The sequence below is a fragment of the Devosia sp. GW821-FHT12F11 genome, assembly GCF_058806655.1.
In genome coordinates, this window is record NZ_JBXAPX010000009.1 from 26,422 (window position 1) to 39,533 (window position 13,112).

The 13,112-nt window shown below is 63.4% G+C and carries 20 protein-coding genes; 15 read left to right on the forward strand and 5 right to left on the reverse strand.

Features of this window, described 5'->3' with window-relative positions; translation table 11 throughout:
- The first annotated feature begins 71 nt into the window (after positions 1-71).
- From AC1ROK_RS23315 to AC1ROK_RS23345, 7 genes are all read left to right on the forward strand, one after another.
- Positions 72-266 carry a helix-turn-helix domain-containing protein gene (locus tag AC1ROK_RS23315; RefSeq protein ID WP_055881799.1) on the forward strand — a complete coding sequence of 65 codons (195 nt, stop codon included), beginning with the start codon at positions 72-74 and terminating at the stop codon, positions 264-266.
- Between the two features lie 330 nt (positions 267-596).
- The gene (locus AC1ROK_RS23320; protein ID WP_492851394.1) at positions 597-1,037 is read left to right on the forward strand and encodes a hypothetical protein; all 441 of its coding nucleotides are present in this window, start codon (positions 597-599) and stop codon (positions 1,035-1,037) included.
- A complete protein-coding gene (locus AC1ROK_RS23325; protein ID WP_492851396.1) occupies positions 1,037-1,276 on the forward strand; it encodes a hypothetical protein in 240 nt (79 codons plus the stop codon). The genes AC1ROK_RS23320 and AC1ROK_RS23325 overlap by 1 nt, the downstream gene beginning before the upstream one ends.
- Before the next feature lie 46 nt (positions 1,277-1,322).
- Complete coding sequence (locus AC1ROK_RS23330; protein ID WP_492851398.1) at positions 1,323-1,766, forward strand: hypothetical protein; 444 nt, start codon at positions 1,323-1,325, stop codon at positions 1,764-1,766.
- Complete coding sequence (locus tag AC1ROK_RS23335; protein ID WP_492851400.1) at positions 1,766-2,356, forward strand: hypothetical protein; 591 nt, start codon at positions 1,766-1,768, stop codon at positions 2,354-2,356. The genes AC1ROK_RS23330 and AC1ROK_RS23335 overlap by 1 nt, the downstream gene beginning before the upstream one ends.
- Entirely contained in the window at positions 2,356-2,853 is a 498-nt protein-coding gene (locus AC1ROK_RS23340; RefSeq protein ID WP_492851402.1) for a hypothetical protein, read from the forward strand. Before AC1ROK_RS23335 ends, AC1ROK_RS23340 begins: the two co-directional genes overlap by 1 nt.
- Entirely contained in the window at positions 2,850-3,635 is a 786-nt protein-coding gene (locus AC1ROK_RS23345; RefSeq protein WP_492851404.1) for a hypothetical protein, read from the forward strand. Before AC1ROK_RS23340 ends, AC1ROK_RS23345 begins: the two co-directional genes overlap by 4 nt.
- Positions 3,636-3,649: 14 nt before the next feature.
- Here the strand turns inward: AC1ROK_RS23345 and AC1ROK_RS23350 are convergent, their stop codons facing one another.
- Positions 3,650-4,489, reverse strand: a complete 840-nt coding sequence (locus AC1ROK_RS23350) for an HNH endonuclease (RefSeq protein ID WP_492851406.1) — start codon at positions 4,487-4,489, stop codon at positions 3,650-3,652.
- Between the two features lie 56 nt (positions 4,490-4,545).
- On the opposite strand from AC1ROK_RS23350, the gene AC1ROK_RS23355 reads away from it, so the two are divergent.
- From AC1ROK_RS23355 to AC1ROK_RS23370, 4 genes are read left to right on the forward strand one after another with little or no spacing between them, the layout of a single operon-like run.
- Positions 4,546-5,118: an MT-A70 family methyltransferase gene (locus AC1ROK_RS23355; protein WP_492851408.1), complete on the forward strand. Its 573-nt coding sequence runs from the start codon at positions 4,546-4,548 to the stop codon at positions 5,116-5,118.
- Positions 5,111-5,293: a hypothetical protein gene (locus AC1ROK_RS23360; protein WP_492851410.1), complete on the forward strand. Its 183-nt coding sequence runs from the start codon at positions 5,111-5,113 to the stop codon at positions 5,291-5,293. Before AC1ROK_RS23355 ends, AC1ROK_RS23360 begins: the two co-directional genes overlap by 8 nt.
- Entirely contained in the window at positions 5,290-5,766 is a 477-nt protein-coding gene (locus tag AC1ROK_RS23365; RefSeq protein ID WP_492851412.1) for a GcrA family cell cycle regulator, read from the forward strand. The genes AC1ROK_RS23360 and AC1ROK_RS23365 overlap by 4 nt, the downstream gene beginning before the upstream one ends.
- Positions 5,767-5,775: 9 nt before the next feature.
- On the forward strand, positions 5,776-6,159 hold the full coding sequence (locus AC1ROK_RS23370; RefSeq protein ID WP_492851414.1) for a hypothetical protein: 384 nt from the start codon (positions 5,776-5,778) through the stop codon (positions 6,157-6,159).
- On the opposite strand, the gene AC1ROK_RS23375 is transcribed toward AC1ROK_RS23370, so the two are convergent.
- Positions 6,116-7,036, reverse strand: coding sequence for a pentapeptide repeat-containing protein (locus AC1ROK_RS23375; RefSeq protein WP_492851416.1), 921 nt, complete (start codon positions 7,034-7,036; stop codon positions 6,116-6,118). The two genes, AC1ROK_RS23370 and AC1ROK_RS23375, sit on opposite strands and share 44 nt — an antisense overlap.
- Before the next feature lie 104 nt (positions 7,037-7,140).
- Between AC1ROK_RS23375 and AC1ROK_RS23380 the strand changes: the two genes are divergently transcribed.
- From AC1ROK_RS23380 to AC1ROK_RS23395, 4 genes are read left to right on the forward strand one after another with little or no spacing between them, the layout of a single operon-like run.
- Positions 7,141-8,031, forward strand: a complete 891-nt coding sequence (locus AC1ROK_RS23380) for a DNA adenine methylase (RefSeq protein ID WP_492851418.1) — start codon at positions 7,141-7,143, stop codon at positions 8,029-8,031.
- A complete protein-coding gene (locus AC1ROK_RS23385) occupies positions 8,028-10,328 on the forward strand; it encodes an AAA family ATPase (RefSeq protein ID WP_492851420.1) in 2,301 nt (766 codons plus the stop codon). Before AC1ROK_RS23380 ends, AC1ROK_RS23385 begins: the two co-directional genes overlap by 4 nt.
- Positions 10,325-10,669: a hypothetical protein gene (locus AC1ROK_RS23390; protein WP_492851422.1), complete on the forward strand. Its 345-nt coding sequence runs from the start codon at positions 10,325-10,327 to the stop codon at positions 10,667-10,669. The genes AC1ROK_RS23385 and AC1ROK_RS23390 overlap by 4 nt, the downstream gene beginning before the upstream one ends.
- A complete protein-coding gene (locus tag AC1ROK_RS23395) occupies positions 10,666-11,190 on the forward strand; it encodes a hypothetical protein (RefSeq protein ID WP_492851424.1) in 525 nt (174 codons plus the stop codon). The genes AC1ROK_RS23390 and AC1ROK_RS23395 overlap by 4 nt, the downstream gene beginning before the upstream one ends.
- A gap of 4 nt (positions 11,191-11,194) precedes the next feature.
- Here AC1ROK_RS23395 and AC1ROK_RS23400 read toward each other — a convergent pair whose 3' ends face one another.
- The 3 genes from AC1ROK_RS23400 to AC1ROK_RS23410 form a co-directional block, all read right to left on the reverse strand.
- Positions 11,195-11,692 (reverse strand): hypothetical protein, encoded by a 498-nt coding sequence (locus AC1ROK_RS23400; protein ID WP_492851426.1) that lies wholly within the window; start codon positions 11,690-11,692, stop codon positions 11,195-11,197.
- A gap of 83 nt (positions 11,693-11,775) precedes the next feature.
- Positions 11,776-12,069 carry a DUF3892 domain-containing protein gene (locus AC1ROK_RS23405; protein WP_492851428.1) on the reverse strand — a complete coding sequence of 98 codons (294 nt, stop codon included), beginning with the start codon at positions 12,067-12,069 and terminating at the stop codon, positions 11,776-11,778.
- Between the two features lie 485 nt (positions 12,070-12,554).
- Entirely contained in the window at positions 12,555-13,094 is a 540-nt protein-coding gene (locus tag AC1ROK_RS23410; RefSeq protein WP_492851430.1) for a hypothetical protein, read from the reverse strand.
- Positions 13,095-13,112: the final 18 nt, after the last annotated feature.

Below are 13,112 nucleotides of genomic sequence, written 5' to 3' on the forward strand. Positions count from 1 at the left end.
ATGCAGTCTGCATAAAAATTCTATGCGTGAGGCATTGACAGAGAATTATGCAGAGAGCATAGATTGTCGGTATGAGCAGCACCGACGAGATCAAGAGCTTTCGGAAAGCCCGCGGCTGGAGCCAGACCGATCTGGCTGAACGCCTTGGGGTTGATCAGGCCACCGTGTCGCGCATCGAGCGTGGCGCCAACATGGCCGGACCGGTAGCGCGTCTTCTCGCGCAGTTGATGGCCGAGACCACTTCTGAACAGGCGAGCGCCGCATGACGCCGTCGTCGTCAATCGTGGTGGTGGCCGGGCGCCGTCTCCCATCTTCACGCGTCGGACCCTAGCGGCCCGTCGTTTCGAGTTCCCCATCGTCAATCTCCGAGCCTGCCGTTCGGCAGGACGGGATCGTCTTTGCCGAGTGAAACCTGATGAAAGTCACCCCAACCAGAGTTCGCGCGAACGACCGCCAAAGCGTCCAGGCATCCGTCGGTCGTTCGCTGCGTGGGCCTCTTCATGGGCTGCTCCTTTCGATGCCCCACCATGCATCGGAAGGAGAGGGACGTGTCCCAAACGGAAGGGGAGAGCTTCCCCGTGAGAGTGGAGGGCTCTATGTCCCCCGCTGAGGACGTCATCCAAATGCAGGGCTTTTGCACGGAGATCGCCGATCTCCTGCGTCTGCCTCCGAACCTCAAGGACCGCACGAACGAGCTGCAGCGCCTCTTCGGCCGCCAGCTGTTCGGGTGGAACCGGATCAATGAATTCCTGCGCGGTAAGGCCCGCCGCGTAGATGGCTGGGAGAAAGACCATGCGCGGCGGATCCTCGAACAGCAGCGAGAGGCAGACCTCCGTGCCCAGGCCGATCGTCATGTCACCTGGCTCCGCTCCACCGTCGAGCATCTTCAAGAGGCGGGCGAGGAACTGGACGGCTTCAACCTTGCTGGTCTGGAGCGTGCGCTTGCACGGGCTGGCACATCGGGTCGCGCCGTGGGCAGTGACGGCACCTCCGAGTTCAACGCCGACTTCGACCAGCGGAACGGGTGGGGGCGGTGATGAGCACTGACGAGACCGTGCGAACCCGGAGCAAGTTCTGGGTTGTCTGGAACCCTGAGGGTCGCACCCCGACGGTAAAGCACTGGACGAGGCTATCAGCTGACACCGAGGCGGAACGCCTGGCTTCCCTTCACCCGGATCAGGACTTCTTCGTCCTCAAGGCAATGGCCGGGCGCCGCGGCGTCGAGCCGAAGAAGCCGCTCGTCCTGACGATGATCGTCGACGACCTCCCATTCTAACGACCGCACCCCGCGCGTGGTGCGCGGGGCTTCATAGGAGCCCGACATGGCCAAGAAGCAGCGACCACCCGAACAGAAGAAGAACACCTACGAGGATTCCGACTTCCAGCAAATCCTCGACGAGATCGAGGACCTGGAGGCGCAGAAGGTCACCATCCGCGCCGAGGCGGCGGGCAGATGCTCGGCGCTCGCCAAGAAGATCGAGGACGCCAAGAAGACCGGCAAGAACCTCGGCATCCCGACGAAGATCCTCAGCACCACGCTGAAGACCCGCGCACTCGAGCGGCAGATCAAGGCACTCGCCGACGCCGTCCCCGAGGACCAGGTCGAGCTCTTCCTCGACGCTATCGGCCAGTTCTCGTTCCTGAAGCCCGAGAAGGGCCAGACCGCTGCGCAAGCAGCCGCCGGCGAGGCTGCCACCAAGGCCGCCGAGCACCAGAAGGCGGAGCAGGAAGAGGGCGCCCGCGTCCTCGAAGAGCTGGTGCACTGATGCCCAGAACCCTCCTTGCCCTCGATGTCGCCACCACAACGGGATGGGCCTGTGGTCCCGTTGAGGCCGGCGCTCGCCCGTCGACCTCCGGACACATCCGCTTCGGCCGGGAGGGCGTCGATGACGCCGAGGTCTGGAAGAGGGCGCTCATCTGGCTCACCGAGCAGCTGAACGTGCTTCAGCCGACCGTGGTGGCCATCGAGGCGCCTATCAACAGCGCCAGCCCCGAAGGCGGGTCGAACGCCCATACCTTGGGCCGGCTGATCGGGCTGCAGGCGGTGCTGCGCACGGTCGTCGAGATCAAGCTGCCCGTCACCGCCAAGCTGATCCACGTCCAGAGCGCCCGGAAGTTCTTCATCGGACACGGCAACCTGCCGGGCAAGGAGGCCAAGAAGAAGGTCCAGCGCCGCTGCCTGGATCTTGGCTGGCTCGACGAGGACGCGATGCAGCCCGACCGCGCCGACGCGATGTGCGTCTGGGCGAAGGCTGTCGCCGATCTCTGCCCCGAGTTCGCCGCCGGCATGACGCCGCTCGGCGCACGGAAATCCAACGTCATTCAGCTCGTCCCGGAATCGGAAAGGGCCTTCTGATGTCGCTCGCTCACGCAATCGAAGCCCGCGCCGGCGCCAAGGATCCCGACAGCCTGCTCGGCAGCCTGATCTTTCTCGAGGCCGGCGGCGCCGAGAAGCGCCTGGCCCGCCTGATGGGGACCAGGAGCGTCACCAGCCTCATCGAGCGCGCTCGAGAAGGCGCTGTTGGCCGCGTACCGGCCTTCCAGGGAACCGAGCAGAGCAGAGAGGTTCTGGACTTCCCTGACGGGCTCATCCCGATCCGGTGGAAGCGCGAGGTAGTGGCCATGCTGCTCCGGCCTGATGGCGTCACTACCGACGAGCTCGAGGACTATTTCTCCGAGGGCAGCCACTACAGCTCGGCGAAGGCCATCGACCAGCTCCGGTCGGACCTGAAGCCGTTCAGCGTGAAGGTAGACAGCCAGCGGTTCGAGGGGCGGAACGACTATCGCTTCAAGATCTCGGGCACCTGCGCCTGGCGGATGCAGAAGATCATCGCGAACGGGTGGGCGCTATGACGGGCCTCGCGGATCGCGCCATCACCCGCCTGTCCGAGATCGACGAGACGATCCGGCTCCTCGAATACGAGCGGGACGAGATCAGCACCGCGTTGCGGGTGCTCTCCAGCTTTCTGGAGCCACGAGACTCCGCGGCACCGACCACGCTCCCTGATGGCAGCGGGACCGAGCCGGCCAAGCACGCGGAACAGGAGCCTTCGTCGGAAGGCTCCGGGGGGATGCAGGACCGATGCGAGTCCATCCCCCCAGCCATTCCAACCTTATCGGTGGACACCGGAGCGGTTGATGGTGACCCTGCCGATGCGCTGACGTCGGAGGCTGCTACCCGTGAGGACGCAGCTTCGGCCGCTCCGGAGACCATCCCGTCAGAGGAAGAACCGCCGGTCCTCAGCAAGCGGCAGCAAGTGCGGATCACCCACGAGGATCACCCCGATTGGTCCGCTGCCCAGATTGCCGAGCACCTCGGCCTGACGAAGGGCTCGGTCAGCGGGCACGCATCGTCGCTCGGCATTAAGTTCTCGGCCAGCGCTGCGGTCAGCCCGGCCGCCTCGTCGATCACGAAGCTCGACCGTGTCCGGCTGATGCACGAGCAGCACCCGACGTGGACGGCGCGAATGATCGCGCTGGAGATGGGCGAGAAGGAAGGCACGGTCAGCACGCTACTCGCCACGGTCCGGAAGACTGCACGGGAGCAGGCGGAGCCCAAGCGGGAGTTCAGCAGCGAGCAGGAGATGCTGCAGCACTACGGTGATGTCGCAGCCCGGCTGGGGAAGGCGAAATGATGCCATCCCCTTTGCTACGCAGGCATCCTCACTCGGCCGGCGCGCGCTTCAATGGCCGCCACGCTCGCCGTGAGGTCGGCATTATAGCGAGCGCCGTCAGCACCGGCGTGAACCCGGCGATGGCAGTTCGGGCAAAGCGCGATCACGAAGCCCGGCGAGTCCGGCCCTCCATCGCTGACCCGATGGACATGGTGCGGTTCCAGGTATGGCGAGCCGTCGATCCTGGTGAACGGGGCAGGGGAACTGCAGCCCTCGCAGGTACCGTGCGCTCGAGCGAGGACATAGCGGCGTACGTCCGCGCTGCGCTCGTAGAAGTTCCGAGTGGCCCTCGAGGTGACCACGGGACCTGCCGCCAGGTACGCGAGCTCCCGAAGACGAAGCAGACTGGCGATCGGAGGGGCAGGCGCGGCCACTTCCTCCACGTCCACCGTCGTTTGCAGCACCCTGGTTGCTGGCCAGAGCTTGAAGACGATGGCGTCCCGCTCGCCACCTATGCGGTCGCGCTCTCGTACGGTGTCGTGACTGTCGTAGACCATCTCGCCGAGGAACAGCAGGCCCTCGCGGGTCTTCCTGAACAGAAGCACGTCCTTTCCATCGACACGGCTCTCGGCCAATCGACGGTTCTGATTGGTGAGCTGCATGTCGCCCACCTGTCCATGGCCGAAGTAGTAAAACGCGCCGTCGGCGCCCTGATAGTCGTTGTACCCGTGCTGTTGGCCTTCCTCGCCGGTGATCAAGATGATCAGCGCGTGGTCCTTGGGCGTGATCATGCCGCCCTGCTGCTGGCCGTTGAAGCGACTGTGTACGTCCTGCCGCCTGTTGTAGACGCGGCCGACCTCAAATCCCCAGTCCATATTCTGCCCCCCGTATATTCGGGGACGGTATTCGAAGAAGCCCAGGAGGTGAAGGCGTGACCTGGCCCTTCGGACCCCTGCAGCTCTTCGCCTACGACTTCATTATGGCCGACCCGCCGTGGCGGTTCGAGACATGGTCCGGCGCGGGCAAGAACCACAAGAGCCCGGAACGTCACTACGGGACGATGTCGATCGACGAGATCATCGCGCTCCCGGTCGGTCACCTCGCCGGCATCGACTGCACGCTCTGGCTCTGGGGCACGCACCCGATGATCGATCAGCAGATCGAGGTCGCGCGGCAGTGGGGCTTCCGCTTCGTTACCTCGGGCGTGTGGGTAAAGCGCACCTCCACAGGCAAACTCGCGTTCGGTACCGGGTATCGCCTGCGCAGCGCGTCAGAGCCCTTCATCCTCGCCACCAACGGCAACCCGGAGACGGCGAAGAACATCCGTTCGGTCGTCGAGGGACCGGTGCGCGAGCATTCTCGCAAGCCCGACGCAGCTTACTTCGAGGCCGAGAGGATGATGCCGCACGCGCGGCGAGCAGATCTCTTCTCCCGCCAGTCCCGACCGGGCTGGGACTCGTGGGGCAACGAGGCGACCAAGTTCGACGAGGTAGCCAATGCCTGACCTCCAGTCCCGAGCCGATCACGACCGCCTTCGCCAGCGCGCAGCGAACAAGCACAAGACGAACGAGGCCATCGCCGAGACGGCCGTACGGGTCGTCGGGGAGTTCCTCCGCGGTCGCCCGGGCGATGCCTGCATGGCCGACCTGGTCCAGAAATCGAGGGAGTTCGGCAAATGAGCGCTCATGGCATGGGTGTCGCATTCGACTGGCCGGACGATGCCGTCGAGCTGCTGAAGCGACGGTGGAACGATGGCGCGTCAGGCTCCGAAATCGCGAAGGAAATCGGGCAGGGCGTTACCCGCAACGCGGTTGTCGCCAAGGTCCATCGCCTGAAGCTGCCGAAGCGGCAGAACCCGTCCGGCGCGCCGAAGCCAAAGCCACCGAAACGCCACGGCAACGCCGGCCAGCCACAGGCCGCCGCTATCATGCATCGCATCGCGGTCCGCCACGAGCTCCCGCCGACGCCTCTCCTCGTCGAGGACGGAGTCGACGTCACTCACCTGCTCGGGATCCTGCAGCTCAGCGAACACACCTGCAAATGGCCGATCGGCGATCCGCTGACGGCAGACTTCGGCTTCTGCGGGGAGCACAGCAAGGAGGGCAGCCCGTACTGCCCCATCCACCACCGGCGCGCGTATCACCAGATCTAGGCGGCTCCAGTGCTTACCCAAGACGATATCTACCGCCTCGAGATCAGGGTCCGGCTCCACGCCGAGTCCCTCAGGACAGCCGCGACCAGCTTCGACACGTCGGCAGCGCCGGAGGTTCGCGCCTACGCGGCGCGGGTCCGACTAGATGCCGACGAGTTCGACCAGGTCGGCAATCTCCTGGTCGGGCTGCAGGGCGACTGGACCCGCCTCGGGCCGCTCGTGCGCGAGGGCTACAAGGCCGTGATGGCGGAGTTCGAGCGGCGGAAAGCTGATGCGGCGAGGGCCGAAGGGCGGGACTCGCTAGCGCCACAGGTGAGCTACGTGCCGCCGGTGGGGGAAGCGCGAGATATCAATGACTTCGTGCGGGTTGCGGGAGTGGGTCGTGCTCTTTAAGCCATTCCTCGGCCGAGATCCCGTTGATAGTCGCCCCCTCAATGCTTGTGGGATCGATGATGCTAAGGCGGCCCCGTTGTGTGGGTTGCACCGGTTGCAAAGCCGAGTCGAGCAGCTTGAGGCTGGCGTCGGCAAAGTTGCAGCGCTCGAAGGTCACGTCCAGTCCAAGAACTGCATGAATATCGGCTCCGACAAACGTGCAATCAGTGAACCTAACCCCATTCATGATCGCCCGCTGAAGCTTCACGTGATCGAAGCGCTCGTGTGGAAAGGTCTTGTCGGCCAAATATGCATGCGCGAGATAGAGGCGAAGGTCGTCGAGGAGGTCGCTGTTCACCGGCCACCTCGCGTGGGCCACCCGCAACGCGGCACTGATCGCCTCCGCCGAGCCAACTGCGCTCGGTGTCCAGGACCCAGCAAAGGGCGGTTGGCGAGCAGGTTCGAAAAAGAACGCCATCTCGCCCTTCAGTTTCCTGTCCGCTGCGTAGACGGCTGCGCTGAACGCCTTGAGCGCGGGGATCGAGTACGTCTCCAGATCTTCCATGGCGACTTGCTCGATCAGAGTTACACCGCCGAGTACCGTGGGTTCCATGTCGGCGGAGAGCATCTCCGTCCCCTTCTGAAACCGTGTCGCCCGTTCGCCCTTCATCGCCTGTCGCAAGGTCTTGGAACTGGCGAGCCATGTGGCACCGACGCCAATCAGGGCACCGATCGCTCCGAAAGGGGTCAGGGTCAGTGCAAGGACTTCTACGAATGGCTTCGTGCCGGCGTAGTCGCTCCAAGTTGCAGGCCACCGAACTTGCTGCAAAACGATAACGAGAAATGCCGCAGCACACCAAAAAACAACAGCTATCGCCGTCCATGCGATCGCCTTCATTGCGCCCCCAAGATGACTCACGCGAGTAGGATTGTTCTCAGCGGCGAAGTGCGCTGTCAACAAAGGCGCCGGCAGCTCGACAATTGTCGCACCAAGTGGCTGCCATGACGCCCTCCCGACCAGTGCTTCGCTGGCACGGCGGCAAGTGGCTGCTGGCGCCGTGGATCATCGGATTCTTTCCGAACCACCGTATCTATGTCGAGCCCTTCGGCGGCGCCGCGAGCGTGATGCTGCGGAAGCCGCGTGCCTATGCGGAAATCTACAACGATCTCGACGGCGAGGTGGTCAACCTCTTCCGCGTGCTGCGGGACCGAGCATCGGCTCGAGAGCTGCAGCGCCTCCTGGAACTCACGCCCTTCGCACGGTCGGAGTTCGAACTGGCCTTTCAACGCATCGACGACCCGATAGAGCGCGCCAGGCGGCTTGTGGTGCGCAGCTATATGGCTGGCGGCAGTCGGGGCATTCTCCAACTCGATCGCGTGAACGCAGGGTTCAATGGGGGCAGCGCTCGAGTACGAGCCGACGTCGCAAACCGGTCTCATGCCAACGATTGGGCGAACTTCCCCGGTGCCTTGCCGGCCATTACCGAGCGAATTTCGGGTGTGATCATCGAATGCCAGGAGGCGGCGCGGCTACTTCGCCGGCACGACGACAAGCAGACCCTGTTCTATCTGGACCCTCCCTATCTTTGGGACACGAGATCTCGAGGCAATCGGTACGACATCAAGCACTACAGCCACGAGCTCACTGACGCCGACCATACCGAGCTGTTGGCTCAGGTTCTCGATCTCAAAGGCATGGTAGTGCTCTCGGGCTATCCGCACGCGATGTACGATGAAGCCCTGGTTGGCTGGAGCAGGTTCGAGCGCGAGGCGCTGGCCGATGGCGCCCGACCGCGCACCGAGGTGGTGTGGATCAACCCTGCCTGCGCCGCGGCTCTTCTCGCCGAGGGGCGTCGGCCGGAGCAGTTGAGCCTACTGGACGGTGCCGCATGACTGAGCGCTTCTCCGAGGCTCTCATCGACGAGATCCGCTCCCGCGTGCGGATCACCGAGGTGGTCGGCCAGTACGTCGTATGGGACCGCGCGAAGTCGCGACCTGGTGATCAGTGGGCATGCTGCCCATTCCATGGAGAGAGCACGCCGTCATTCCATGCCGACGACGAAAAGGGCATCTACCATTGCTTCGGTTGCGGGGTGAGTGGCGACCACTTCAAGTTTGTGATGGAGCAGACCGGCGCGTCGTTTCCGGAGGCCGTGGAGGTCGTCGCCGAGCTTGGCGGGGTTCCGCTGCCAGACCGAGGCAAAAGCCGCCCAGCGACCACGCCGGAGCAGCCACGGCAGGAAAAAGCGAAGCCGCAGCCCATCGCCGCCGAAGGCTGGCGCAAGATGGTTGCGACGTACGACTATCCCGATGCCGATGGAAATCTCCTCTACCAGGTCTGCCGGTTCCAGATTGAGATGCCCGACGGGACCTTCGCTAAGACCAAGGACGGGAAGGGGACGTGGAAGTCATTTCTGCATCGGCGGCCATCAGGACTTAGCGATGGCTCCTGGATCTGGTCGCTCTCCGCCGGCGACTTCATGCGCCCGGGCCCAGGGAAAGACTGGACCACCTACGACCACGACAAGAAGGCCGAATGGCCTGGTGCCGAGGTGCGCACCTTCGACACCGGGGTCGAGCACACGATTTTCAATCATCCTCAGGTCGAGATCGCGATAGCCGAGGGCAGGGAGATCATCCTCACCGAGGGGGAGAAGGACGCCAAGACCGCCGAGAAGCTGGGATGGTGCGGCACCACGAATAGTAGCGGGTCGAAGCACTGGACCAAGGTTCACTCGTCTCGGTTCAAGGATGCCGACATCATCATCGCCCTGGACAATGACGAAGCCGGCGATCGGGCGGACAAGCTGGCGAAGTCGATGAAGGGTCTTGCGCGGCGGGTCCGGGTGCTCAACTTCGCCGACCACGTGCCCGGGTTCGACCACAAGGGCGACATCACCGATTGGGTGGAGAAGTTCGGCGGCGACGCCTCAAAGCTGGTCGAGATTCTTAGACGCTTACCAGACTGGCGACCACGACCACCCACCTCAGCGATGGGCGCGGTAGGTCTTCACCAGCTCCACCACCCATCGCTGAAGCACGACTTCCTGATCGACGGTTTCCTCGATCGGCAGGGCGTCGCGATGATGCCGGGGGCATCAGGATCGGGAAAGACCTTCCTTATCCTCGAAATGTCGATGTGCACCGCGCTCAATCTCGACTTCTGGGGGATGAAGGTGAAGCCCGGGCTGGTGCTTTACCAAGCCGGCGAGGGCAAGCAGGGCGTCACCAAGCGCCTCGATGGCTGGATGCTCGATCGAGGCATCTCTCCATCCGACGAGATCCCCTTCCAGATGCTGACCCGCCGGATCAACCTCTTCAACGACGACAAGGATACCGACGACATCATCGCTGAGGGCAGGGCGTGGTCGGAATACTACGGCGTACCGGTTCGGATGGTGGTGATCGACACCTTCAACAAGGCGATCACCGGCGCCAACGAGAATGCCGGCCAGGACATGACCAAGGTTCTCTCCCGCCTCGAGCGGATCTCGGTGACGCTCGATTGCGCGGTCGTCGTCCCTATCCACAAGTCCGCCGAGGGCAAGATGCGCGGCCACACCTCGCTCACGGGCGACGTCTCGAACGTCATCAACGTCACCGAGCTCGAGATGAAGGACCGCAACCAGCGGATCATCCGGACCGTGACCCTCGACAAGAACAAGGACGGCGAGAAGGGCCGGCCCATGCGCTTCGTGCTCCGCCAGGTTGTCCTCGATCCAGAACCCGACGGGAAGATCGTCACGACATGCGTGGTCGATCGGCCGGATGGCGACGAGGAGGAGGCGGCGCGGCAGGGCAAGCTCAGCCTGAACCAGTTCCTGATCCTCAAGGCGCTGAAGGATGCGCTTGAGGACCATGGCGAGCCGGCGCCGGCAGGCATCAGGGCAGGGTCCGCACTGAAGGTGGTGGTGAAGTACCAGCACTGGGTCGATCGGGTTCGGAAGGTCTGGGTGTTCCAGGCACCCGAGAACGAGCCCGAGAAACGCAACAAGGAGCTGGAGCGAGTCATGACCCACGCCGGCAAGGTGCTGCTGGCCGGTGAGTACATCGGTCGGGACAACGACCTGAAGATCGTCTGGCACACCGGGAAGGAAGACCGCCCGAAGCGCGAGAAGAAGGTCGAGGCTCCACCACCACCACTGCCGGCGGATGTCCGCCAGGCGCTCGTCGAGGGGGTACCGTTTTGAAGAAGGGCGCCCCAGTCTTCGAACCCCGCTGGCCGAACCTGAAGGCCATCAAGGTCGGATGGCTCGCCGGCCGCGGGAACCAGTCCACCGATATCGCCCGGTTCCTCGCCGACGGCACGACCGCGGAAACCATCCGCACCCAGCTGCAGCGGGCCGAACTCGAGAAGATCGGCAAGGACCGCAACATCGTTTACGTCCCGGTGAGGCTCACGGCCTACGAGCGCAAGGTGCTCGGCCGCCTCGCCCAGGCCCGCGGCATCCCGCTCGAGCAATGGCTCCGCGACGTGTGCGTGAACGCCGGCATTCCCAACGATATCTATGACGCAGTGGTGGACCCATGAAGGCCAAGGCCCGAGTAATCCTGATGGACATTCCCGAGTATGCGAAGGGCGACCAGGAGCTCTGGACGCCCAAGCTGGTCAAGGATGCCCTCGTGGATGCCTTCCGCATGCTCCGGCGCACCGGGGGCAGGGTTGGGCCTGCTGCCGTTCGCGCCGCTTGGCCGGCCTACCAGATGGATCAGGCCGACTTCGTCGAGCAGACGATCGCTGGCACACTCAGGGATCGCTCATCGACGGGCCCGACCTACCGCACCCGGATGAACGTCACCCGGATGGAGATGGTCCTCTGCGGATGGAGGGATGAGGACGGGACAGAGCACCCCGCTTGGCTGGTGGGGATCCCGGATGCAGACCTGCGGGAAAAGCTGGAAGCCTGGGTGTTCGCCGAGCTGCGTGGGGATGCGACGACCGATCTGTGTATCCGGAAGGGATGGGCGCTGGCGACGTTCAAGCGGCACCGGGATAGGGCGGCGGGACTCATCGCGCAATCGATGAGTCGAGCCGGCGTCGAGGTCTGGTGACGTATCACCAGTTGGAAGGCCGGTAGCGGTTGATTGAAACCGACGCTCGTTGTCCGGTGTAGTGGTCGGTCCCGCAACGCGGGCAGTGCCAAATTGTCTGACCAGCATTTGAGGCAGGATGCGAGTGCAGGATGGTTTTGCGCCCGTCGTTGAAGCACTTCGAGCACAGCTTGTGGTCCGGCTCGCCGTTCTCTTGACCCTGCCGAAGTCCGTACATAGCCACACCAGGGGGCACCATTTCGAGCTGATACCGCGCTCGCTCGGCTGCCCACTGCTCCAAGTCGCTCAGCTTCTTCTGCAGGACACGCAGTTCATCGATCAGGGCGAGCTGCTCTGATTGAGCGCCGGCTGCGCTTCCCAAAGCATCGACGATGACCCGCTGCAGTTCAATGACCTTCGACTGCATCATCGCGTGGTCGCGAATGTCGATCAGACCCCTCGCGATGTCTGACGCCAGTCGGAGTGACGACACGGCGCCTGCAATAACGGAAATATCGACCATGAATCCCTCACTGAGGTGCGCAAGGCGTGGCGCCGGCACGTCGCCCATAGGAGCACGTGCCGGCGGTTACGTGGGTGTCCGTCTCAGATGGGCGGACACTCAGGAAGGGAGAGCAGGTTATTCGGCTCCTCGCCATCCGTCTTGGTCTTCAGGTACTCGTTGCCATACCTGCTCACCGCAACTTCGACCCAAACGGCGTCGGCGTTCGGCGGCTTCACATAGAACTGCCACTCGCCACGCTTGATCTTGCCGATCGCGTCATCGAGGGTCAGCTTCCATCGCTGGCCCCCGCCAACGCCGCCGACGTGGGTGATCGCGTGGTACGGGTCGAGGCGAGGGTTCTTGTTGATGCAGGAAATCTGCGCTGTGTTTGCCACAATGGGCTCCTATGAAGAGCCAGCGGCTTGACGCAGCGAGTCGGCATCCTTAGCCTAACTCGCTGCCGCCTTCTGGCGGTGGAGACAGCGACGGGGAGCAGGTTCCGGCCAAGGAAATCCCTGCTCTCCGACGCCCCGGCCGTAGCCGAGAATCAAAATGTAGCCGCGTCTCGGGTCGATTTTCCAGAGACAAGCAGCGGCAAGTCCCGGTCATGCATAGAAATCTGTGCGTTCGGACGCCGGAAGCTCAGCGATTTCAAAAGGTTGATGTGTGACCAAAAGCTGTGGGTCTCACGGTGGATATCCACAGCCATTGAGAATGTTTTTGCAGAAGTTGCAGTCCTGTTCTCGGTTTTGCGGGCGCATGCTGCGAATCAGATGAGCGCTTATCCCACCTGACTCCTGCGCGCCTTTGACACCGTGAGCCATTTCCCCCGATTTTGATGAGGCAAATCGATACCGTGGGAAGCTGTATGTCGACGGGCTTAGGGGAAGTGGTCGTTACCCTCGTCGAGGGTGATCCAGCCGCACCGAGTCCTCTCCACACCAAGCTGGAAGAAATCTTCTATGCGAGCGGAAACGCCGAACAAGTGAGGTATGGGCGTCTTGCCGTCCGCTGCGAAACCTCCAACCTTCACAGCTCCAGACGGAACAGGGCGGCCATTTCCGCCCTTGCCCCATGCCTCCCACGGCACCACGATTGGGGGACCGAGAACTGGAGAGCTGTGTGGCGGGCCGCGCGTCGTGAAGGTTACCGTGTCGGCGCCGGACCAAGCCCAGTTGCTGCTCTCGCAAACCACGGTACCGCCATGCACCAGTAGCGTCGTATGGATGTCGTCGACCTTCCGAAACTGTAATTTGATGTTGTGGAGCTCAATCCGTCCGCTCCTTGGATTATTCAGGTCAGTCACCTGATCGATCGCCACAACGATCAATCGCGTTATATGAAAGTCTGCTACGCCACCCACTAACGATGTGAGCGAAAAGAAGGGTCCCGTCGCGTTGACAGTTCCGTATCGCTTCATAGTTACGCCCCCCAAGTA